This window comes from Ramlibacter henchirensis, from assembly GCF_004682015.1.
Lineage (GTDB): Bacteria > Pseudomonadota > Gammaproteobacteria > Burkholderiales > Burkholderiaceae_C > Ramlibacter > Ramlibacter henchirensis.
Window position 1 is genome coordinate 549,668 of record NZ_SMLM01000003.1, and the last position, 20,606, is coordinate 570,273.

Annotated in this window: 19 protein-coding genes and 1 pseudogene; 12 read left to right on the forward strand and 8 right to left on the reverse strand. The window is 67.9% G+C overall.

Annotated features, from left to right (window positions below; genetic code table 11):
- Positions 1–14 precede the first annotated feature (14 nt).
- From EZ313_RS23810 to EZ313_RS20700, 3 genes and pseudogenes are all read left to right on the forward strand, one after another.
- Positions 15–752 (forward strand): annotated as a pseudogene (locus tag EZ313_RS23810) (thiolase family protein); the annotation flags it as partial.
- 144 nt (positions 753–896) lie between these two features.
- On the forward strand, positions 897–1,217 hold the full coding sequence (locus tag EZ313_RS23815; RefSeq protein ID WP_420849332.1) for a beta-ketoacyl-[acyl-carrier-protein] synthase family protein: 321 nt from the start codon (positions 897–899) through the stop codon (positions 1,215–1,217).
- Positions 1,204–2,787 carry an AMP-binding protein gene (locus EZ313_RS20700; RefSeq protein ID WP_135265200.1) on the forward strand — a complete coding sequence of 528 codons (1,584 nt, stop codon included), beginning with the start codon at positions 1,204–1,206 and terminating at the stop codon, positions 2,785–2,787. Before EZ313_RS23815 ends, EZ313_RS20700 begins: the two co-directional genes overlap by 14 nt.
- Before the next feature lie 23 nt (positions 2,788–2,810).
- Here EZ313_RS20700 and EZ313_RS20705 read toward each other — a convergent pair whose 3' ends face one another.
- Together EZ313_RS20705 and EZ313_RS20710 are read right to left on the reverse strand one after the other, a co-directional pair.
- The gene (locus tag EZ313_RS20705; protein WP_135265201.1) at positions 2,811–3,788 is read right to left on the reverse strand and encodes a cyclase family protein; all 978 of its coding nucleotides are present in this window, start codon (positions 3,786–3,788) and stop codon (positions 2,811–2,813) included.
- A gap of 96 nt (positions 3,789–3,884) precedes the next feature.
- The gene (locus tag EZ313_RS20710) at positions 3,885–4,676 is read right to left on the reverse strand and encodes a WecB/TagA/CpsF family glycosyltransferase (protein ID WP_167772682.1); all 792 of its coding nucleotides are present in this window, start codon (positions 4,674–4,676) and stop codon (positions 3,885–3,887) included.
- 174 nt (positions 4,677–4,850) lie between these two features.
- On the opposite strand from EZ313_RS20710, the gene EZ313_RS23385 reads away from it, so the two are divergent.
- The gene (locus EZ313_RS23385; RefSeq protein ID WP_167772683.1) at positions 4,851–5,204 is read left to right on the forward strand and encodes a VanZ family protein; all 354 of its coding nucleotides are present in this window, start codon (positions 4,851–4,853) and stop codon (positions 5,202–5,204) included.
- 28 nt (positions 5,205–5,232) lie between these two features.
- Here the strand turns inward: EZ313_RS23385 and EZ313_RS20720 are convergent, their stop codons facing one another.
- The 4 genes from EZ313_RS20720 to EZ313_RS20735 form a co-directional block, all read right to left on the reverse strand.
- Positions 5,233–5,604 carry a hypothetical protein gene (locus EZ313_RS20720; RefSeq protein ID WP_135265203.1) on the reverse strand — a complete coding sequence of 124 codons (372 nt, stop codon included), beginning with the start codon at positions 5,602–5,604 and terminating at the stop codon, positions 5,233–5,235.
- A 22-nt stretch (positions 5,605–5,626) separates the two neighbouring features.
- A complete protein-coding gene (locus tag EZ313_RS20725) occupies positions 5,627–6,712 on the reverse strand; it encodes a MerR family transcriptional regulator (RefSeq protein ID WP_167772684.1) in 1,086 nt (361 codons plus the stop codon).
- Positions 6,713–6,890: 178 nt separating this feature from the next.
- Complete coding sequence (locus EZ313_RS20730) at positions 6,891–7,808, reverse strand: SPFH domain-containing protein (RefSeq protein WP_135265205.1); 918 nt, start codon at positions 7,806–7,808, stop codon at positions 6,891–6,893.
- Between the two features lie 24 nt (positions 7,809–7,832).
- Entirely contained in the window at positions 7,833–8,261 is a 429-nt protein-coding gene (locus tag EZ313_RS20735) for an NfeD family protein (protein WP_135265206.1), read from the reverse strand.
- Between the two features lie 119 nt (positions 8,262–8,380).
- On the opposite strand from EZ313_RS20735, the gene EZ313_RS20740 reads away from it, so the two are divergent.
- The gene (locus EZ313_RS20740) at positions 8,381–10,645 is read left to right on the forward strand and encodes an arginine/lysine/ornithine decarboxylase (RefSeq protein WP_135265207.1); all 2,265 of its coding nucleotides are present in this window, start codon (positions 8,381–8,383) and stop codon (positions 10,643–10,645) included.
- 12 nt (positions 10,646–10,657) lie between these two features.
- Here EZ313_RS20740 and EZ313_RS20745 read toward each other — a convergent pair whose 3' ends face one another.
- Positions 10,658–11,530, reverse strand: coding sequence for a DNA ligase (locus tag EZ313_RS20745; protein WP_240788724.1), 873 nt, complete (start codon positions 11,528–11,530; stop codon positions 10,658–10,660).
- 30 nt (positions 11,531–11,560) lie between these two features.
- Entirely contained in the window at positions 11,561–12,352 is a 792-nt protein-coding gene (fabI, locus tag EZ313_RS20750) for an enoyl-ACP reductase FabI (RefSeq protein ID WP_135265208.1), read from the reverse strand.
- A 37-nt stretch (positions 12,353–12,389) separates the two neighbouring features.
- Here fabI and EZ313_RS20755 point away from each other — a divergent pair, with 37 nt between their 5' ends.
- The 7 genes from EZ313_RS20755 to nusA all read left to right on the forward strand — a co-directional run bounded on the left by EZ313_RS20755 (position 12,390) and on the right by nusA (position 20,588).
- Positions 12,390–14,186: an extracellular solute-binding protein gene (locus EZ313_RS20755; RefSeq protein ID WP_135265209.1), complete on the forward strand. Its 1,797-nt coding sequence runs from the start codon at positions 12,390–12,392 to the stop codon at positions 14,184–14,186.
- Positions 14,187–14,189: 3 nt separating this feature from the next.
- Positions 14,190–15,224: a microcin C ABC transporter permease YejB gene (locus EZ313_RS20760; protein ID WP_135265210.1), complete on the forward strand. Its 1,035-nt coding sequence runs from the start codon at positions 14,190–14,192 to the stop codon at positions 15,222–15,224.
- A 103-nt stretch (positions 15,225–15,327) separates the two neighbouring features.
- Positions 15,328–16,347, forward strand: coding sequence for an ABC transporter permease (locus EZ313_RS20765; RefSeq protein WP_240788725.1), 1,020 nt, complete (start codon positions 15,328–15,330; stop codon positions 16,345–16,347).
- Positions 16,344–17,954 (forward strand): ABC transporter ATP-binding protein, encoded by a 1,611-nt coding sequence (locus EZ313_RS20770; protein WP_135265211.1) that lies wholly within the window; start codon positions 16,344–16,346, stop codon positions 17,952–17,954. The genes EZ313_RS20765 and EZ313_RS20770 overlap by 4 nt, the downstream gene beginning before the upstream one ends.
- Positions 17,955–17,956: 2 nt before the next feature.
- Positions 17,957–18,376, forward strand: coding sequence for an alternative ribosome rescue aminoacyl-tRNA hydrolase ArfB (arfB, locus tag EZ313_RS20775; protein ID WP_135265212.1), 420 nt, complete (start codon positions 17,957–17,959; stop codon positions 18,374–18,376).
- A 152-nt stretch (positions 18,377–18,528) separates the two neighbouring features.
- Entirely contained in the window at positions 18,529–19,095 is a 567-nt protein-coding gene (gene rimP / locus EZ313_RS20780; RefSeq protein ID WP_135265213.1) for a ribosome maturation factor RimP, read from the forward strand.
- A complete protein-coding gene (nusA, locus tag EZ313_RS20785; protein ID WP_135265214.1) occupies positions 19,095–20,588 on the forward strand; it encodes a transcription termination factor NusA in 1,494 nt (497 codons plus the stop codon). The genes rimP and nusA overlap by 1 nt, the downstream gene beginning before the upstream one ends.
- Positions 20,589–20,606: the final 18 nt, after the last annotated feature.

Consider the following 20,606-nt stretch of genomic DNA (forward strand, 5'->3'; position numbering starts at 1 on the left):
CGAAAGGCAAGGCGATGAGCAGAGCGGCACACATTCCCTACGGCGCTTACTGGTGCACCCCGTTCGCCAAGTGGCAAGGCGCCTTCTCGCACCTGCACAGCCTCAAGTTCGCGGCGTGGCATGCTCGGCGGGAGCTCGCCGCGCGCGGGCTGCAGGAGATGCCGATCGACTTCGGCGTGCTCGGCACCACCGTTCCGCAGCAGGGCGTGTTCTATGGCCTGCCCTGGGCGGCGGGGCTGATGGGGCTGGAGCGGCTTTCCGGCCCCACGATCTCGCAGGCCTGCGCCACGTCCGCACGTTGCATCGCCCTCGCGGCCGATGCCGTGGTGGCGGGCAGCGCCGACTGCGCCTTCCTGCTGACGGCCGACCGGGTGAGCAACGGCCCGTCGCTGTACTACCCCGATCCCACCGGCCCCGGCGGCAACGGCACGAACGAGAGCTGGGTGATGGACAACTTCCAGGGCGACCCGTTCGCGAAGCTGTCGATGATCGAGACGGCCGAGAACGTGGCCCGGCGCCATGGGATCACCACCGCGGAACAGAACGAGGTGACGCTGATGCGCTACGCCCAGTACGCGCAGGCGCTCGAGCAGGACCGCGCGTTCCAGAAGAAGTACATGCGCGTGCCCTTCGAAATCCCGGACAAGTCGTTCCGCAAAGTGCAGGCCACGCTCGAAGGCGACCAGGGCATCCACCCGACCACCGCGGCGGGACTGGCCGAACTCAAGCCGCTGATCCCGGGCGGAACCATCACCTACGGCGGCCAGACCCATCCCGCGGACGGCAATGCCGCCCTGTTCGTGACGACCGAGGCGCGGGCGCGTGAACTCTCGACCCGGCCCGAGGTGAAGATCCGCATCCTGGCGACCGGCCAGGCGCGCGTGGAGAAGGGCTACATGCCCGCGGCCACCGTGCCGGCGGCTCGGGATGCGCTGGCCCGGGCCGCCCTGGCGGTTTCCGCCGTCACCCACGTCAAGACCCACAACCCCTTCGCCGTGGGCGACATCGTGGTGTCGCGCGAGCTCGGCTTCCCGGTCGAGAAGATGAACGGCTACGGCTGCTCGCTCGTGTGGGGCCATCCCCAGGGGCCGACCGGCATGCGGGCGGTGATCGAGATGATCGAGCAGATGGTGATGGAAGGCGGCGGGGTGGGGCTCTTCACCGGCTGCGCGGCGGGCGACAGCGCCATGTCGGTCCTGGTTCGTGTGGACGTCTAGCATCGCGGGAACGGTCGCGGCCCTGCCGGCCGTGCACGACAGCGTGGTCACGATGCTGGACCACGCGGTGGCGGACTTCGGCGAGCGCCAGGCGCTGGTGCAGGACGACCAGGCGTTGACCTTCACCGAACTGCGGCGCTGCGTGTCCGGCCTGGCGATGCGCCTGCGTGAAGCTGCACCGAAGGGTGGGCGGATCGCGACGATCCTGGGCAATTCGATGGTGGCTGCGGTTGCGCCGTACGCCATCGCCGAGGCCGCCTGCGTGCACGTGCCGCTGAATCCGCTCTACACGCCGCGCGAGCTGGCGTACATGCTGGACGACTCCGCGCCGGTCCTCGTGATCCTCGATGACGCGCTCGTCCCCCTCGTGAAGCCGCTGCTGGCCGGCGCTCCGGGATGCGGGTTGCTGCCGGCCTCTGGGTTCGCCGAACAGTTTCCGGCCTGGCGTGCGGCCCCGGAGCGGCTGACGGACAAATCGCACCATCCTCGGCCGGACGAGATCGCCCTCGTGCAGTACACGGGCGGGTCCACCGGCCGGCCCAAGGGCGTGCAGCTCACGCACCGCGCGATCAACACCAACATCGCGCAGCGCGAAGCCCTCCTGCCCGTCGCGCGCGGCCGGGAAAACGTCCTGTGCGTGATGCCGCTGTTCCATTCCTACGCGATGGCGATGGGGCTGTACCTCTGCGGCTACTCGGCGAACACGCTCGTGATCCTGCCCGGCTACCACCCGGAAAGGCTGCTGGAAGCGGTGGAGCGCCATGCGATCACCATCTTCCCGGGCAGCCCGACGATCTTCGTGGGACTGATGAATTGCGAACGCTTCGCCTCGACCCGGTGGAGCAGGGTGCACACCTGCTATTCCGGGTCCGCCGCGCTCTCGGAGCAGACGCTGCAGCAGTGGGAAGCCGCCACCGGATCGAGGATCTTCGAAGGCTACGGCCAGACCGAAGCAGGACCGGTCCTCACCTTCAACCCGGCGACAGGCAAGACCAAGATCGGCTCGGTGGGAATCCCCGTTCCCGCCACGCAGGTGGAGATCGTCGACGTCGAACAAGGCACGGACGTGCTGCCGCGGGGCGAACGCGGCGAGATCCGCGCCCGCGGCCCGCAGGTCATGTCCGGCTACCTCAACCTCGAAGAGGAAACGCGCGAGAGCCTGCGCGGCGGCTGGCTGTACACGGGCGACATCGGCGAGATCGACGCGGACGGCTACCTCTTCATCCGTGACCGCAAGAAGGACCTGGTGATCGTCGGCGGCTACAACGTCTACCCGCGCGAGGTGGAGGAGGTGCTCTACGCGCATCCGGCGGTGCTGGAAGCCGCCGTCGTCGGCCAGCCGGACGCCTACCGCGGCGAGATCCTGCGCGCGTATGTGGCGTTGCGGCCGGAAGCCTTGCAGGTGACCGGGGACGAGCTGCAGGCCCACTGCAAGCTGCATCTCGCCAAGTACAAGGTGCCGGCGCTGTTCGAGTTCCTGCCGCAGCTGCCCAAGACCTCGGTGAACAAGATCGACAAGAAGCCGCTGAAGCTGCGGGCGAGGGAAGCCGCCGGCGACGCTTCCGCTTGATGCGAGCCCGTTGGGGCGGCCGATCAGCGAGGCACCAGCGCGAAGATGCGCACCGCCGAACCGGTGCCGCCCTTGACCTTCAGCGGCGGCACGATCACGGCGAACTCGTAGGCCCTGGCGGCCGCGAGCTCCTCCAGGTTCAGGTTCTCGACGATGTAGATGCCCGAATCGGCGATCAGGCGCATGTGCACCGGGAACAACTGGAACTTCGGCGCCGTGACCACGGGTGGACGCTTCTCGAAGGTGAGCGTGTCGTTGCCGACGATGCGCGCGCCCTGCTGGATCAGGAACTCCGCGGCATCGAGGCCCGGCCCGGGCGAGGACTCGCCGGCATAGAGCTTGGGATCGCGGGTGAAGTGCGGGCCCCAGCCGGTGCGGATGAAGATGGTGTCGCCGCGCTGCAGCCGCACGTTCTGCCGCCGCGCCGCCTCCGCAAGGTGGGCGCCCGTGATCTCGAAATTGGCCGGCAAGGGCCCTGCGTTGCCCTGGACCATCGTCGCGACATCGAGCAGGACGCCGCGGTTGACCAGCAGGTCCGGCGGGAACTGGTCGATCGCCAGGTTCGCGCCGACGCCGCCCGCGCCGATGCCGCCCGGCTGCGCGGTTGCTCCCGCGGCGTCGACGCCTCCGAAGAGCTTGCCGTCGCGTCCGATGTGCCCGATGGCATCGATGCTCGGCGCGCCGTGCTGGCCGCTCCAGTGCATTTCTTCGGCGGCGAAGGAAAGCTGGCCGCCGTCATTGAACGAGCCGCGCGTCTTGCCGTGCGTGGCGCTCAGGGCGAAGGAGTAGGACGGGTTCACCGAAGCCACCGGCGACTGGATCTCCCAGGTGTGCGAAAGATCGATGAGGCGCGCGTTCTTCAGCGCGGTGATCAGGGCTCCCGAGCCTTGCCCGGCGCCGCTGCCGGGCCCCGGCGCCGCGCAGCCGAGGGTGAGTGCGGTCACCGCCACGGCGACGCTGCCGCGGGTGAGTCGAGTGGCGTTCGTGAATGCTCGAATCATCTTGCGCTCCTTGTTGGGCCGCCTGATCGCGCTCTCGCCAGACTCTAAAAGCAAAAGGACCGCGTGGCGGTCCTTTCGTTGGTGCGGAGCGGGTGTTCAGGTGCCCGGCCGGTGGGCAGGTGCCGCGAGCCTCGCGGCCACGGCCCGGCTGAACAGCACGGCGGCGAAGGGCAGGTCCTCCAGCACGTAGCGCCGGAACAGGCGCTTGGGCTCCTGCCAGAGGCGGTGCACCCACTCGAGGCCCAGCTTCTGCACCAGCACCGGCGCGCGGCGCAGATGGCCCGAAATGAAACTCAGGCTCGCGCCCACGCCGATCCAGCAAACATGCGGCATCCGCTCGCGCAAAGCGCGGATCAAGAGCTCCTGCTTGGGCGAGCCCAACGCCACCAGCACCACGTCGGGACGGGACTGCTCGAGCGTCGCGGTCACGTCGTCCAGCTCGGCCTGCGTCGGCGGTGCACCGACCCAGGGGGAACTCAACCCCGCAAGCTGCAGCTTCGGGAATTCCGCCACCAGCTTGTCGGCAGCGGCCTTTGCGGCCACCGGCTCGCCCCCCAGCAGATAGACACGCCAGCCACCTTCCGCCGCGCGCCGGCACAGCGGACGGATCAGCGACGCACCGGCGACGCGCTCGGGGAGGGGCGTTCCCTGCAGATGACTGGCCCAAACGAGCGGCATGCCATCGGCAACGCGCACATCGGCGTCCGAATAGAGACTGCGCGCGGCCGGGTCCTTGACGAAGCGGCGCACGAAGTCCAGGTTCGCGGTTACCACCCACAATCCCTTGCCGCGCGACAGACTCGCGAAGACGTGATCGAGGAGCTTGTCGGCACCGACGCTGTCGAGCGTCATGCCGCAGAGATCGACTTGAGGAAGGTTCTGGTTCACGCGAAGGATGCTATGAATCAGAGAGCAAGCAAGGCGTGCGTTTGCGTTCGCTTCTTTGCAATCTGCATCATGCCCATCCATGGGAAACGAGCCGCGCGGGCGACACCAACCCCAACAGATGGATTACATCCAGAAATACTCAGTCGAGCTATCCACCAACACGCACTCAGACGAATGAACCTGCCTGTCCATCGCATGGCCCGCCTGGCGTTCTGGATCGCCGCGCTCGCCGTCCTGTATTTCTCGGTCGCGCCGGTTGGCGATCGGGAGCCGCTGACCGGCTGGGACAAGGGAAATCACATTGCAGCGTTCGCCGCGCTGACGATCTCGGGACTGCTGGGGTGGACCAGGTGGGTGCCGCTGGTGCTCGCCGGCCTGCTGGGCTATGGCTTGTTCATCGAGCTGCTGCAATTGCTCGTGCCCGACCACTACTTCGACCTGCGCGACCTCGCAGCGGATTTCATCGGCATTGCAGCCGGCTGGTGCGCACTGGAAGCAGCACGGCTCGCGGCCGCGCGCTTGAGATGAGCCTCCCCGGCGACGCCGCGAGCCCTGCTCAATACCTTCCGAGCGGACTCGGGCGCGACCGCAGCCCTTCCGGCAGCAGCTCGTCGAACATCTCGCTGACGCTCGCCACCAGCTCCAGCGCCACCGCCTCGCCATGCGTGTGCGCGAGCACCGCCATCAGCTCCCCGCGCATGAACCACAGCGACTCGACGCTGTCGGCGTAGCGGATGCGGCGGACCACCATGGACGCGCGGTCGTCGGTGTGCGCCCAAAGCAGCTCGGCCATCCGGTCGCGGATGTCCTCGAGGCTGATGATCGTGCCCTGCCGCTCCTCTTCCTCCTGGCGGCGGCGGGGTGAGGTCAGGCCTGCGCTGAAGATCGCATGAAGGCTGTTGCGGAGATTGGGCTTGAACCAACGCATGGTCGTGTCCTTCGTCGTGTCCTCAGGCCTCGGGCCTGACCGGAGAGTGGGGAGCGGGCGGGACCGTGGAGAGGTCCAGCAGTTCGGTAACGGGGAGGTCGGCCAGCGCCGCGGGCACTGCGGGCGAGCCTTCGATCAGTGCTGCCAGGTCGGCCAGGCGCGAGAAGCTGGATAGCACGCGACGATCCGCGCGCGGCACGCCGAAGGTGATGCGACCGCGCTCCTGCGCCGACAGCTTTCCGACCAGGTTGCGGGTGATCCAGATGGCGCCTTCGCGGGCCGACCGCGACAGCTGCGCCGCATGGTCCGCCGCGCCGCCCACCACGGTGAGCTCCAGCGGGTCGGACAGTCGCAGCGCGCCGAGCCACTCCTGGCCCTCGTCGACGCCGGTGTTCATGGACAGTTCGAAGTCCCAGCCCTTGCGGGCCTGCCAGCGGCTGCTGATCTGGCGCATGGCCTCGCGCGTCTGGTGCGCGGCGACCAGCGCGTTCCACAGGTGGCTGACGGCCGGCTGCGGCAGGAAGTGGCAGACCATGCCTTCACCCGGGTGCTTGCCGTGGCGGCCGCCATGGCGAACGAAGATGCCGTCCAGCGCCAGCCAGACTTCGTTGACCAGCTCGAAGTACTCGCCCGCGGGCAGCTGCAGCCACAGCTCGCCGGCGTCCTGCAGCGTACTGACCAGGACAGCGACGGGCGTGAGGATCGGGGCGGGGATGCGGCGTGCCGCGGATTCGGTGACCGGCGCGGCTGCGGGGGAAGGCGCGGGCAGGACGGCGGGACGGGCGGCCACCGGCTGGACCGGTGCTGCCGCGGTCTGCGCGGCCCGGACCTGGGCCGGCGCTTGCGGCGCGGGCGCAGCGGTCTGCGCTTGGGCGCCGCCCGCCAGGTGGGCCGCGATGCGCGAGATGCTCCAGCCCTGCTGCTTGAGGCGCTGGATCTCCTCGATGCGTTCGACGGTGTCGTCCGGGAAGTAGCCGATGCGGGGCGCCGCGCCGTGTTCAGGGCCGGGCGGCAGCACCTCGGGGCGCGGCAACAAGCCGCTCCCGATGTAGTTGTTCAGGGTCGCCCGGGAGATCCCGGTGCGCTCCAGAACTTCCTTGCTGCTCAACACATTCAGCCTTTGTCCAAACACTGTTGGACACAAGCTTGAACTGTCTTAGGTCACGTGTCAAGACAGACTAAACAGCTGTGTAGTTTGAGAGCCACGACAGCGCTCTGTCCAAGCAACTGTCTAGTTCAATCTAGACAGATATCTCGAGCATTTGGACAGTTGCCTGGACAGTGACTCAGGCGACCGGCTTGCCGGCCTGCACCATCCGCATCGCCGACGCGATCAGCGCCGAGACCTCGCTCATGTTGCCCGGGATGATCAGGGTGGTCTGCGACTCGTTGGCCACGTTGCGGAAGGCGTCCACCGCCCGTTCCGCCACGTTCAGCTGCACGGCCTGCTCGCCACCCGGCTGGCGGATGGCTTCGGCCACCTTGCGGATGGCTTCGGCCTTGGCTTCGGCCACGGCCAGGATCGCGGCCGCCTCGCCCTGGGCCTGGTTGATCTCGGCCTGCTTCTCGCCTTCGGAGCGGGCGATGAATGCCTCGCGCTCCCCGGTGGCGATGTTGATCTGCTCCTGCCGGCGGCCTTCCGAAGCGGCGATCAGGGCCCGCTTTTCCCGTTCGGCGGTGATCTGCGACTGCATGGCCAGCAGGATCTCCTTGGGCGGCGTCAGGTCCTTGATCTCGTAGCGCAGCACCTTGACCCCCCAGTTCAGGGCGGCCTCGTCGATCGCCTGCACCACCTGCGCGTTGATGATGTCGCGCTCCTCGAAGGTCTTGTCCAGCTCGAGCTTGCCGATCACGCTGCGCAGCGACGTCTGGGCCAGCTGGGTGACCGCCACGATGTAGTTGGACGAGCCGTAGCTGGCCCGCATTGGGTCGGTGACCTGGAAATACAGGATGCCGTCCACCTGCAGCTGGGTGTTGTCGCGGGTGATGCAGACCTGGCTGGGCACGTCCAGCGGGATCTCCTTGAGGCTGTGCTTGTAGGCCACCCGGTCGATGAACGGGATCAGGAAGTTCAGGCCCGGCGTCAGCGTGCCGTGGTATTTGCCCAGCCGCTCCACCACCCAGGCGTGCTGCTGCGGGACGACCTTGACCACCCGCACCACGAACACCACGGCCACGACCAACAGGACGATTGCGATTTCCATGTGTTTGCCCCTCCAGGCTCGTTGCTAGACCTTTTCGACCACCAGACGGCTGCCGACCACCTCGCGGACGCGATGCGGGCCGGGCGCGGGCAGGGTGCCCGCGGCCGCGTGCACGGCCGTCCAGGTGGCGCCGCGATAGCGAACCTGCGCCGTGCCGTCCGGCCGCCAGGCCTCCACGACGACCGTTTCGCCGACGTCGAGGTTCACGTTAGGGTCGGCCCCGGATTCCGGGCCGCGGGGCCGGCGGCTGCGCCAGAAGTGCAGGGCGCCGACTGCGCCGCCGCCCACCAGGGCCGCCGCCACGAGCTGGGCGGTGACGCTGGCGCCCAGGTGCGCCGCCAGCGCGCCGGCGGCCATGCCGAAGGCGATCATGAGCAGGTAGAAGCTGCCGGTCATCATCTCGACGGCCACCGAGCCGCCCGCCAGCAGCCACCAAATCGTTGAATCCGACATGCCACCTCCTGTTGACGTTGGACCCATTGTGGGCTCGGCGCGAGGGCGGCCCCGGCATGCCGCGCGTTTTTCATACACTTCGCGGCTTCCCTTCCGACCGCCCCTCCAGCAGGCACTGAATGAAATTCCGCTTTCCCATCGTCATCATCGACGAAGACTACCGGTCCGAGAACATGTCGGGCCTGGGCATCCGCGCCCTGGCGCAGGCGATCGAGACCGAGGGCATGGAGGTCCTGGGCGTCACCAGTTACGGCGACCTGGCCCAGTTCGCGCAGCAGCAGAGCCGCGCCAGCGCCTTCATCCTGTCGATCGACGACGAGGAGTTCTCGCCGGGCCCGGACCTGGACCCGGCGGTGCTGAACCTGCGCAACTTCATCGTGGAGGTGCGGCGCAAGAACAGCGACGTGCCGATCTACATCTACGGCGAGACCAAGACCTCCCAGCACCTGCCCAACGACGTGCTGCGCGAGCTCCATGGCTTCATCCACATGTACGAAGACACGCCGGAGTTCATGGCGCGCCACATCATCCGGGAGGCCAAGTCCTACCTGGAGGGCATCCAGCCGCCGTTCTTCAAGGCGCTGCTGGATTACGCGGAGGACGGCTCCTATTCCTGGCACTGCCCTGGGCATTCGGGCGGCGTGGCCTTCCTGAAAAGCCCGATCGGCCAGATGTTCCACCAGTTCTTCGGCGAGAACATGCTGCGCGCCGACGTCTGCAACGCGGTGGACGAACTCGGGCAGCTGCTGGACCACACCGGTCCGGTGGCGGCCAGCGAGCGCAACGCGGCGCGGATCTTCAACGCCGACCATTGCTTCTTCGTGACGAACGGAACGTCCACGTCCAACAAGATGGTCTGGCACCACACCGTGGCGCCGGGCGACGTGGTGGTGGTGGACCGCAACTGCCACAAGTCGATCCTGCACTCGATCATCATGACCGGGGCGATCCCCGTGTTCATGAAGCCGACGCGCAACCACTTCGGCATCATCGGGCCGATCCCCCAGAGCGAATTCACGCCCGAGGCGATCAAGGCCAAGATCCGCGCCAACCCGCTGCTGGCGGGCATCGACCCGGACCAGGTCAAGCCGCGGATCATGACGCTGACCCAGTCCACCTACGACGGCGTCCTCTACAACACCGAAACGATCAAGGGCATGCTGGACGGCTACGTCGACGCGCTGCACTTCGACGAGGCCTGGCTGCCGCACGCGGCCTTCCACCCGTTCTACGGGCCGTTCCATGCCATGGGCAAGAAGCGGGCGCGGCCGGAGAAGTCGCTGGTCTACGCGACGCAGTCCATCCACAAGCTGCTGGCCGGCATCAGCCAGGCCAGCCACGTGCTGGTGCAGGACGCCAAGAACAACAAGCTGGACCGCCACCTGTTCAACGAGGCGTTCCTGATGCACACCTCGACCAGCCCGCAGTACTCGATCATCGCCAGCTGCGACGTGGCCGCCGCGATGATGGAGCCGCCCGGCGGCACGGCGCTGGTCGAAGAAAGCATCCAGGAGGCGCTGGACTTCCGCCGGGCCATGCGCAAGGTGGACCAGGAGTACGGCAAGGACTGGTGGTTCAAGGTCTGGGGCCCGGACCGCCTGGCCGAGGATGGCATCGGCCGTGCCGACGACTGGATCATCAAGGGCGAGGCGCGCACCGCCAAGTGGCACGGCTTCGGCAACCTGGCCGAGGGCTTCAACATGCTGGACCCGATCAAGTCCACCGTGGTCACGCCCGGCCTGGACCTGAACGGCAAGTTCGCCAAGACCGGCATCCCGGCCTCGATCGTCACCCGCTTCCTGGCCGAGCACGGGATCATCGTGGAGAAGACCGGCCTCTACAGCTTCTTCATCATGTTCACCATCGGCATCACCAAGGGCCGGTGGAACACGCTGCTGACGGCGCTGCAGCAGTTCAAGGACGACTACGCGCGCAACCAGCCGATGTGGCGGATCCTGCCGGAGTTCTGCGCCCAGTACCCGCGCTATGAACGCATGGGCCTTGCCGACCTGTGCCAGCACGTGCACGAGCTCTACGCCAAGTACGACATCGCCCGGCTCACCACCGACATGTACCTGTCGGACCTGACGCCCGCGATGAAGCCCAGCGACGCCTACGCCCACATCGCCCACCGCAAGACCGAGCGGGTGGAGATCGACGAACTGGAGGGCAGGGTGACGACTTCCCTCGTGACGCCTTACCCGCCGGGCATCCCCCTGCTGATCCCGGGCGAGGTCTTCAACCGCAAGATCGTCGACTACCTGAAGTTCTCGCGCGAGTTCAACGCCAGCTGCCCGGGCTTCGAGACCGACATCCACGGGCTGGTGGAGGAGGCCGGGGCGGACGGCAAGACGCGCTTCTTCGCGGACTGCGTGAAGCGCTGAGAGGCGCTGCCGTCAGCTGCCCAGGTCCGGACGCGCGCGCAGGAAGGTGGGGAAGCGGGGGACGCCGGCCTCGGTCAATCCGCGATAGCGGTACGTCACCCAGCTGCCCACGGACGGCGGACGCTGCCGCTGCGCGTCGCTGAACCCGGAGCCGAGTCGGAAGCGCACACCTTCCGCCGATTCGACCAGCAACGCGCCCAGGACGCCCTCGTGCCGGCCGTTGCCGGGCAGGTGCCCGAGCACCCGCGCGTCGGCATCCAGCGAAGTCTTGTATTTGAGGAGGTCGGGGCTGCGGCCCGGGCGGTAGAGGGAATCCCAGCGGTGCAGCATCAGGCCTTCGCCGCCGTCACGCACGGTGCGCTCCAGCCGCGCCCGCAGTGCGGCAGGATCACCCAACGTGGCCTGCTGCACCAGCTGCAGCCGCTCGCCGCCTCCGAATGGAAGCGCACCCAGGGCCCGGTGGCGTTCCCGAAACGTGCCCGGATGCGCCGGCAAGTCGAACACCATGTAGCGCATGCGGCGCCAGGCCGCGGCGTCCGGTGTGCGGGTCCGGGCCGTACCCACCGCTGATTCGAAGCGGCCGCGCCCGGCCCAGAGCTCGCCATCCAGGGGCTGTGCCGGCCAGCCGGCGGTGAACCAGGGTGGCGCGACGACCGGTTCGCCGCCTCGCGTCCACAGCGCCTGCCCGTCCCAGTAGCCGCGCAGGCCGTCGTACTTCTCGCTGACGCCAAACTGCGCCAGGTCGACGCCGGGTTCGTAGGGCTGCGCCAGCATCAGCGCGGGCGGGCCGGCCTGGGCCTCCCCCGCGCGCAGGCAAGCGGCGGCCGCGAGCAAGGCGATGGCTTCGCGGCGCGACAGCTTCGCGCCGGGTGTTGGATCGTTCAAGGTGCACCTCCTGAAAAGGAGGCGCCGATGCTAGGCGGCGGGTTCCGCGATGCCACCCACCACTTGGCTGAAGCCGCCGTCGACATACGTGATCTCGGCGGAGACGCCGCCCGCCAGGTCCGACAGCAGGAACGCGGCGACGTTGCCCACGTCCTCGATCGTCACGTTGCGGCGGATCGGCGAGGTCTCGGCCACGACCGACAGGATCTTGCCGAAACCCTTGATGCCGCTGGCGGCCAGCGTCTTGATCGGGCCGGCGCTGATGCCGTTGACGCGGATGCCCTTGGGGCCGAGCGACTCGGCCAGGTAGCGCACCGAAGCTTCCAGCGACGCCTTGGCCAGGCCCATGGTGTTGTAGTTCGGGACGGTGCGGATCGCGCCCAGGTAGGTCAGGGTCAGCAGCGACGCCTTGTCGTTGAGCATGGGCGCCGCGGCCTTGGCCATCGCGGGGAAGCTGTACGCGCTGATGTCGTGCGCGATGCGGAACGCCTCGCGCGACAGGCCTTCCAGGAAGTCGCCGGCGATCGCCTCGCGCGGCGCGTAGCCGATGGCGTGCACGAAGCCGTCGAACTTCGGCCAGTGGGCCGACAGGTCGGAGAACAGCTTCGCGATCTGGGCGTCGTCGCCCACGTCGCAGTCGAACACCAGCTTCGAGCCGAACTCCCCGGCGAATTCGGTGATGCGGTCCTTGAAGCGCTCGCCCACGTAGCTGAAGGCCAGCTCGGCCCCCTGCGCGTGGCAGGCCTTGGCGATGCCGTAGGCGATCGAGCGGTTGGACAGCACGCCCGTGATCAACAATTTCTTGCCGGAGAGGAAGCCCATGCGTCTTGCGTGTTGAAAAAATCGGCAGAATTGTCTCATGCGAGGTTGGCTGGTCCTGCTGGCGTCCCTGGTGGCCGCGCCCGCCTGGGCGGCCCATGCGTATGCGCAGTTCGGGGACATCAAGTACGGCCCGGACTTCACCCACTTCTCCTACGTCAATCCGCAGGCGCCCAAGGGCGGCGAGATCCGGATGGTGCCGCCCACGCGGCCGACCAACTTCGACAAGTTCAACCCGTTCACGCTCAAGGGCACGCCGCCGTACGGCATCGGCGCGCTGATGTTCGACAGCCTGCTGACCGGCAACTCCGACGAGCCCACCACCGCCTACGGCCTGCTGGCCGAGGACGTCGAGGCGGCCCCGGACGGCCGCTCCGCCACCTTCCGGCTGCGGCCGCAGGCGCGTTTCCACGACGGCAAGCCGGTGCTGGCGGCGGACGTGGTGCATTCGTTCCGCACGCTGATCAGCAAGGAAGCGGCGCCGCAGTACCGCACCATCTACGCCGAAGTGCGGCAGGCGGTGGCGGTCGACGACCGCACCGTGCGCTTCGAGTTCGAGTCGCCCAACCCGGAGCTGCCGCTGGTGGTGGGCGGCATGCCGGTCTTCAGCCGCGAGTGGGGCAAAGGCAAGCCGTTCGACCAGATCGTGTCCGAGGTGCCGATCGGCTCCGGCCCCTACCGCATCGCCAACCCGCGCATGGGCCGCGACATCACCTACCAGCGCGACCCGGACTACTGGGCGAAGGACCTGCCGGTGCGGCGCGGTCACTACAACTTCGACCGCATCAGCTTCAAGATCTACCTGGACGAAACCGCCCGTTTCGAGGGCCTCAAATCCGGCGAATTCGACTTCCTGCGCGAGTTCACCTCGCGCAACTGGGCCCGCCAGTACAAGGGCAAGCAGTTCGACAGCGGCGAGCTGAAGAAAGCCACTTTCGAGAACAGCAACCCCGGCGACTTCCAGGGGTACGTGTTCAACCTGCGCAATCCGAAGTTCCAGGACATCCGCGTGCGCAAGGCGCTCACGCTGGCGATGGACTTCGAGTGGATGAACCGGCAGCTGTTCTACGGCCTGTACAAGCGCGTGCAGGGCTATTTCCCGAACAGCGACTTCCATGCCGAGGGCCTGCCCAAGCCGGACGAACTGGCGCTGCTCGAGCGGCTTCGCGACAAGGTGCGTCCGGAGGTGTTCGGCCCGATGCCGATCTCGCCGAGCACCTTGCCGCCGCGCAGCCTGCGCGAGAACCTGCGTGAAGCCCAGGCCCTGTTGCGGGACGCGGGATGGACGTATCGCGAAGGCGCGCTGCGCAACGAGAAGGGTGAGCCCTTCGTCATCGAGTTCCTGAACGACCAGCCGGGCCTGGTGCGCATCGTCGCGCCGTTCGAGCAGGCGCTGGCCAAGCTGGGCATCGGCTGGGTCTACCGGCAGGTGGACTTCTCGCTGAGCAAGGAGCGGATGGACAAGTTCGAGTTCGAGCTGACCAGCCGCCGCATCCCCGGCATGGTGGCGCCCGGCGGCGAGCTGCTCGAGTACTTCGGCTCGCGCGCGGCCACGACACCGGGGTCGGCCAACTACTGGGGCATCGCCGATGCGGCGGTGGACGAACTGCTGCAGAAGGTGGTGCAGGCCAAGACCCGGGCGGAGCTGAGCGCCGCGATGCGCGCGCTCAATCGCGTGCTCTCGCACGGCCACTATTCGATCCCCCACTACTACAGCGGCGCGTTCTTCATCGGCTACCGCGCGCGCCGCTTCGTGCTGCCGCCGGTGATCCCGCCTTACTACGAGGCCGACGCCTGGGCGATGTCCACCTGGTGGGCTTCGCCGGAGAACCGCTGACCCATGACCGCCTACATCCTCAAGCGGCTGCTGCTCATGGTGCCCACCCTGCTGGGCGTGCTGCTGGTCACGTTTGCCATCGTGCAGTTCGTGCCGGGCGGGCCGGTGGAGCAGATGGTCGCGCAGCTGCAGGGCCGCGATTCGGGCGGCGAGCGGGCGGCGGCCGTCGGCGCCGGGTATCGCGGACGGCAAGGCATCGACGACAAGCGCATCGCCGAGATCCGGCAGCTGTACGGCTTCGACAAGCCGGCCCACGAGCGCTTCTTCCAGATGCTCGGGCAGTTCGCCCGCTTCGACCTGGGGCGCAGCTTCTACCAGCACAAGGACGTGTGGGAGCTGGTGAAGGAGAAGCTGCCGGTGTCCATCAGCCTGGGGCTGTGGACCTTCTTTCTCAGTTACCTGATAGCGGTGCCGCTCGGCGTGGCCAAGGCGGTGAGGGCCGGCACGCGCTTCGATTTCGTCACCACGCTGATCGTGCTGGTGGGCTACGCGATCCCGGGCTTCGTGCTGGGCGTGGCGCTGCTGGTGGTGTTCGGCGGGCAGCTGCAGTGGTTCCCTCTGCGGGGCCTGACGTCGGCCAACTGGGACCAGCTCAGCTGGGGCGGCAGGATCGTGGACTACCTGTGGCACATCGCCTTGCCGGTCACCGCCATGGTGTTCGGCAGCTTCGCCGTGACGGCCATGCTGACCAAGAACGCCTTCCTGGAGGAGATCCGCAAGCAGTACGTCCTGACCGCGCGCGCCAAGGGGCTGGACGAGCGGCGGGTGCTGTGGAAGCACGTGTTCCGCAATGCGCTGATCCCGATCATCACGGGCTTTCCGGCGGCCTTCATCGGCGCGTTCTTCACCGGATCGCTCCTGATCGAGACGCTGTTCTCGCTCGACGGCCTGGGCCTGCTGAGTTACGAGAGCGTGATCCGGCGCGACTACCCGGTGGTGCTGGGCACGCTCTATCTCTTCACCCTGATCGGGCTGGTGACCAAGCTGATCAGCGACCTTTCCTACGTGCTGGTGGATCCCCGTGTCAAATTCGACTAACCCCCCCGAAGCGGCCATCGGCCGCCTCCCCCCCGGGGGGGCGCCACCAGCGGCCCGGCAAAGCCGGTTCCGCGGTGGCCCTGGTAGCCGTCCTGCAGTATCTGTGTCTCCGGGCCAGCGCGCGTGGCAGCGCTTCCGCCGCAACCGCCTTGGTTTCTTCAGCCTGGTGATCTTCTCGGTGCTGGTGGTCCTGAGCCTGTTCGCCGAGGTGCTGTCCAACGACAAGCCGCTGCTGGTGCGCTACGAGGGCAGCCTGTACTTCCCGCTGGTGCGCGACTACCCGGAAACGACTTTCGGTGGCGACTTCCATACGCCCACGGACTACCTGGACCCGTTCATCCAGAACAAGCTGGCCCAGGGCGGCAACTGGGCGATCTACCCGCCCAACCGGTACGGACCGAAGACGCTGAACTATTTCGCCAGCAGCCCGAATCCGGCGGCGCCGTCGCGCGAGAACCTGCTGGGCAGCGACGACCGCGGGCGCGACCTGCTGGCGCAATTGATCTACGGCTTTCGGGTCAGCGTGCTGTTCGGGCTGGCGCTGACGGCCATCGGCGTGGTGCTGGGCGTGCTGACCGGCGCGATCCAGGGCTTTTTCGGCGGCAAGACCGACCTGGCGTTCCAGCGCTTCATCGAGATATGGGGCTCGATGCCGGAGCTGTACCTCCTCATCATCTTTTCGGCAGTGTTCGCCCCCAGCGTGGCGCTGCTGCTGATCCTGCTGTCGCTGTTCGGCTGGATGGGGCTGTCCGATTACGTGCGCGCCGAGTTCCTGCGCAATCGCCAGATGGACTACGTGCGCGCCGCGCGGGCGCTGGGCGTGGGCAACGGCCGGATCATGTGGCGGCACATCCTGCCCAACAGCATGACCCCGGTGGTCACCTTCCTGCCGTTCCGCATGAGCGCCGCCATCCTGGCGCTCACTTCGCTCGATTTCCTGGGGCTGGGCGTGCCGCCCGGAACACCGTCGCTCGGTGAATTGCTCAATCAGGGCAAGGCCAACCTGGACGCCTGGTGGATCTCGATCTCCACGTTCGCGGTGCTGTCGATCACGCTGCTGCTCCTGACGTTCATGGGCGACGCGCTGCGCGATGCGCTGGATCCCAGGAAGGACTCCTCGTGAGCCACGAACCCCTCCTGGACGTCGCCGGCCTGCGCGTCGCCTTCGGCGGCAAGGAAGTCGTCCACGGCGTCGACTTCCGCATCCGCCAGGGCGAAAAGCTCGCGCTCGTCGGCGAGTCGGGATCAGGCAAGACCGTCACCGCGCTGTCGCTCCTCGGCCTGGTGCAGAACGCCACGGTGACGGGCTCCGCCGTGTTGCAGCCCCGCACGCCCGGGCAAGCGCCGAAGGACCTCCTGGCTTTGCCCGAGCGCGAGCTGCTGGGCATCCGCGGCGACGACATCGCCATGATCTTCCAGGAGCCGATGACGGCGCTGAACCCGCTCTACACGGTGGGCGACCAGGTGGCCGAGGTGCTGGAACTCAAACAGGCCCTGACCCGCCGGCAGGCCTGGCAGGCGGCGGTCGAAGCCCTGGCCGCCACCGGCATCCCGGAGCCCGAACGCCGCGCCCTGGCGTATCCGCATCAGCTGTCCGGCGGTCAGCGCCAGCGGGCGATGATCGCGATGGCCCTCGCCAGCAGGCCGCGCCTGCTGCTGGCGGACGAACCGACCACCGCCCTCGACGTCACGCTGCGCGGGCAGATCCTGGCCTTGCTCGCCGAGCTGCAGCGGCAGACCGGCATGGCAGTCCTGCTGATCACTCACGACCTGAACCTGGTCCGCAAGTTCGCGGACCGTGTGGCCGTGATGGAGAACGGCCACCTGGTGGAGGAGGGCGGCGTCAACGTCGTCTTCTCGCATCCGCAGCACGCGTATACGAAGAAGCTGATCGACAGCCGGCCTCGCCGCGAAGTCCATGAAGGCGCGAACGGTGATGACGAGGTGATGAGGGCCGACGGCCTGCGGGTCTCGTACCCGGTGCCGGTGCCAGGGGTGCGCGGCTGGTTCCGTCGCGGCCAGTTCATCGCCGTGCAAGGGGCGAGCTTCGGCATCCCGGCGCGCCGCACCCTGGGTGTGGTGGGCGAATCCGGCTCGGGCAAGTCCACGCTGGCTTTGGCGGCGCTGGGCCTCATCCCGCACCGGGGAGAGCTGGACGTCGTCGGCCACCAGTGGGGCCCGCACTCCGCGGCCAACAAGGCCGCGCGGCGGCAGGTGCAGGTCGTGTTCCAGGATCCGTTCTCGTCGCTCTCGCCCCGCATGACGGTCGAAGAGATCGTCGGCGAAGGCCTGCTGGTACACGAGCCGGAGCTGGGCACTCCCGGCCGGCGCGAACGCGTGCTGTCCGCGCTGGCCGACGTGGGGCTTACCGAAAAGCAATTCCCCGGGCTGCTGGACCGGTACCCGCACGAGTTCTCCGGCGGCCAGCGCCAGCGGCTGGCCATCGCCCGTGCCCTGATCGTCGGGCCGCGGCTGCTCGTCCTCGATGAGCCTACGAGCGCGCTGGACGTCACGATCCAGAAGCAGGTGCTCGGGCTGTTGCAGAGACTCCAGCGCGAGAAAGGGCTGGCCTACCTGCTGATCACGCACGACGTCGACGTGATCCGCGCGATGGCGCATGAAGTGCTCGTGATGAAGGACGGCCAGGTGCTGGAATCGGGCCCCGTCGACCAGGTGCTGGGTCGTCCGTCGCACGACTACACCCGCGCGCTCGTGGCCGCCGCTTCCTGAGCATGGTGCTCGAGCGCAGGCGAACGGTCATCCCGCCGGAAGAGGTGGAGATCACCGCGGTCCGGTCGCAGGGCGCGGGCGGCCAGAACGTCAACAAGGTCTCCAGCGCGATCCACCTGCGCTACGACATCCGCGCGTCGTCGCTGCCGCCCGACCACAAGGCCCGCTTGCTGGCTCTGCAGGACAAGCGGATCAGCCGCTGGGGCGTGCTGGTGCTCAAGGCCCAGACGCATCGCAGCCAGGACATGAACCGGGCCGAAGCCTGGGAGCGCCTGCAGGAGCTGGTGGACAGCGTGGCCGAGCCGCCGCACTTGAGAAAGCCGACGCGGCTCCCAGCTTCGGCAGGCCGCCGGCGCTTGGCGGACAAACGTCGGCGGGCCGACGTGAAGCTCATGCGTTCTGGGCGCGACCCGCTCGGCTGAACCGCTCCTTTCCGGTTGCGCAGGCGGTCCCCTCGCGGTACAATCTTTGCTTCACGACCAGGACGGGCGGGTACTCACCGGCCCTTTTTTTTTGCCCGTCGCCTTTTGGCGTCCGGACCTGGTCGCGAGGCTTGCAAGGGATAGACGCGAACGTGGCGCTGCAGGACATCGCCCAGCAAACCGTGACCGGCCTGGGATACGAGCTGGTGGAGATAGAACGCTCCGCCGGCGGCCTGCTGCGCGTGACGATCGACCTGCCCTGGAAGCCGGGGCAGGAAAATTTCGTGAACGTCGAGGACTGCGAGAAGGTCACGCGGCAGCTGCAGTACGCGCTGGAAGTCGAGGGCATCGACTACAAGCGGCTGGAGGTGTCCTCGCCGGGGCTGGACCGGCCGTTGCGCAGCGAGCGCGACTTCGAGCGCTTCGCCGGCGAGGTGGTGGACATCACCCTGAAGTCGCCGGTGGGTGCGGCCGGCGCGGGCCAGGTCGCGGCCAACCGCAAGAAGTTCCGGGGCCAGCTGGGGCGCGGCGAGAACGGCGCCTGGCAACTGGTGTGGAGCGACGAGCCCGAGCCCAAGCCGGGCCAGCGCGTCAGCCGCAAGAAGGAGCCGGCGCCGCTGCAGGCGATCGGCTTCATGCTGGACGAATTGAAGGAGGCGCGGCTCGCGCCGGTAGTGGATTTCAAGGGCCGCAGGCCCAGGCAGACAGGAGAGTCGTGATGAATCGCGAATTGTTGATGCTGGTCGAAGCGATCTCGCGCGAGAAGAACGTGGAGCGTGACGTGGTGTTCGGCGCCGTGGAGTCGGCGCTGGCCCAGGCCACCAAGAAGCTGTACGAGGGCGACGTGGACATCCGCGTGGCGATCGACCGCGACAGCGGCGAGTACGAGACTTTCCGCCGCTGGCTGGTGGTGCCCGACAGCCAGGGCCTGCAGAACCCCGACGCCGAGGAACTCCTCATGGACGCCCGCGAGCGCGTGGACGACGTCGATGAGGGCGACTACATCGAGGAGCCGGTCGACTCGCTGCCCATCGGCCGCATCGGCGCCATGGCCGCCAAGCAGGTGATCCTGCAGAAGATCCGCGACGCCGAGCGCGAGATGCTGCTGAACGACTTCATGTCGCGCGGCGACAAGATCTTCGTCGGCACGGTCAAGCGCATGGACAAGGGCGACATCATCGTGGAGAGCGGCCGCGTCGAAGGCCGGCTGCGCCGCGGCGAGATGATCCCCAAGGAGAACCTGCGCAACGGCGACCGCGTGCGCGCCATGATCATGGAGGTGGACCTGACGCTGCGCGGCGCGCCCATCATCCTGTCGCGGGCGGCCCCGGAGTTCATGATCGAGCTGTTCCGCCAGGAAGTGCCCGAGATCGAGCAGGGCCTGCTGGAGATCAAGAGCTGCGCCCGCGACCCCGGCTCGCGCGCCAAGATCGCCGTCCTGTCGCACGACAAGCGCGTCGACCCGATCGGCACCTGCGTCGGCGTGCGCGGCACCCGCGTGAACGCGGTCACGAACGAGCTGGCCGGCGAGCGTGTCGACATCGTGCTGTGGTCGGAGGACCCGGCGCAGTTCGTCATCGGCGCGCTGGCGCCTGCCAACGTCACCTCCATCGTCGTCGACGAGGAGAAGCACGCGATGGACGTGGTGGTCGACGAGGAGAACCTCGCCATCGCCATCGGCCGCGGCGGGCAGAACGTGCGCCTGGCTTCCGAGCTCACGGGCTGGAAGATCAACATCATGGACGCCAACGAGTCGGCCCAGAAGCAGGCCGAGGAGCAGAGCGGCCTGCGCACGCTGTTCATGGAAAAGCTCGATGTCGACGAGGAAATCGCCGACATCCTGATCGTCGAGGGCTTCACCAGCCTGGAAGAAGTGGCCTATGTGCCGATCCAGGAGATGCTGGAGATCGAGTCCTTCGACGAGGAAACCGTCAACGAGCTGCGCGCCCGCGCGAAGGACGCGCTGCTCACCATGGAGATCGCCCGCGAGGAGAGCGTCGAGGAGGTGTCGCAGGATTTGCGCGACCTCGACGGCCTGAACCCGCAGCTGATCGCCAGGCTGGCCGAGGCCGGCGTGCAGACCCGCGACGAGCTGGCCGATCTGGCCGTCGACGAGTTGACCGAGATTACCGGCCAGTCCGCGGACGAGGCCAAAGCCCTGATCATGAAAGCGCGCGAACACTGGTTCACCGGTGCGACCGCGCAAGCGTGACGTGATGGAGGGTTCAAG

Coding starts and splice junctions, on each gene's coding strand:
- EZ313_RS23815 (WP_420849332.1), top strand. CDS start 897: ATGCCCGCGGCCACCGTGCCGGCGGCTCGGGATGCGCTGGCCCGGGCC.
- EZ313_RS20705 (WP_135265201.1), bottom strand. CDS start 3,788: ATGATTCGAGCATTCACGAACGCCACTCGACTCACCCGCGGCAGCGTC.
- EZ313_RS23385 (WP_167772683.1), top strand. CDS start 4,851: ATGAACCTGCCTGTCCATCGCATGGCCCGCCTGGCGTTCTGGATCGCC.
- EZ313_RS20720 (WP_135265203.1), bottom strand. CDS start 5,604: ATGCGTTGGTTCAAGCCCAATCTCCGCAACAGCCTTCATGCGATCTTC.
- EZ313_RS20730 (WP_135265205.1), bottom strand. CDS start 7,808: ATGGAAATCGCAATCGTCCTGTTGGTCGTGGCCGTGGTGTTCGTGGTG.
- EZ313_RS20735 (WP_135265206.1), bottom strand. CDS start 8,261: ATGTCGGATTCAACGATTTGGTGGCTGCTGGCGGGCGGCTCGGTGGCC.
- EZ313_RS20740 (WP_135265207.1), top strand. CDS start 8,381: ATGAAATTCCGCTTTCCCATCGTCATCATCGACGAAGACTACCGGTCC.
- fabI (WP_135265208.1), bottom strand. CDS start 12,352: ATGGGCTTCCTCTCCGGCAAGAAATTGTTGATCACGGGCGTGCTGTCC.
- EZ313_RS20755 (WP_135265209.1), top strand. CDS start 12,390: ATGCGAGGTTGGCTGGTCCTGCTGGCGTCCCTGGTGGCCGCGCCCGCC.
- EZ313_RS20760 (WP_135265210.1), top strand. CDS start 14,190: ATGACCGCCTACATCCTCAAGCGGCTGCTGCTCATGGTGCCCACCCTG.
- arfB (WP_135265212.1), top strand. CDS start 17,957: ATGGTGCTCGAGCGCAGGCGAACGGTCATCCCGCCGGAAGAGGTGGAG.
- nusA (WP_135265214.1), top strand. CDS start 19,095: ATGAATCGCGAATTGTTGATGCTGGTCGAAGCGATCTCGCGCGAGAAG.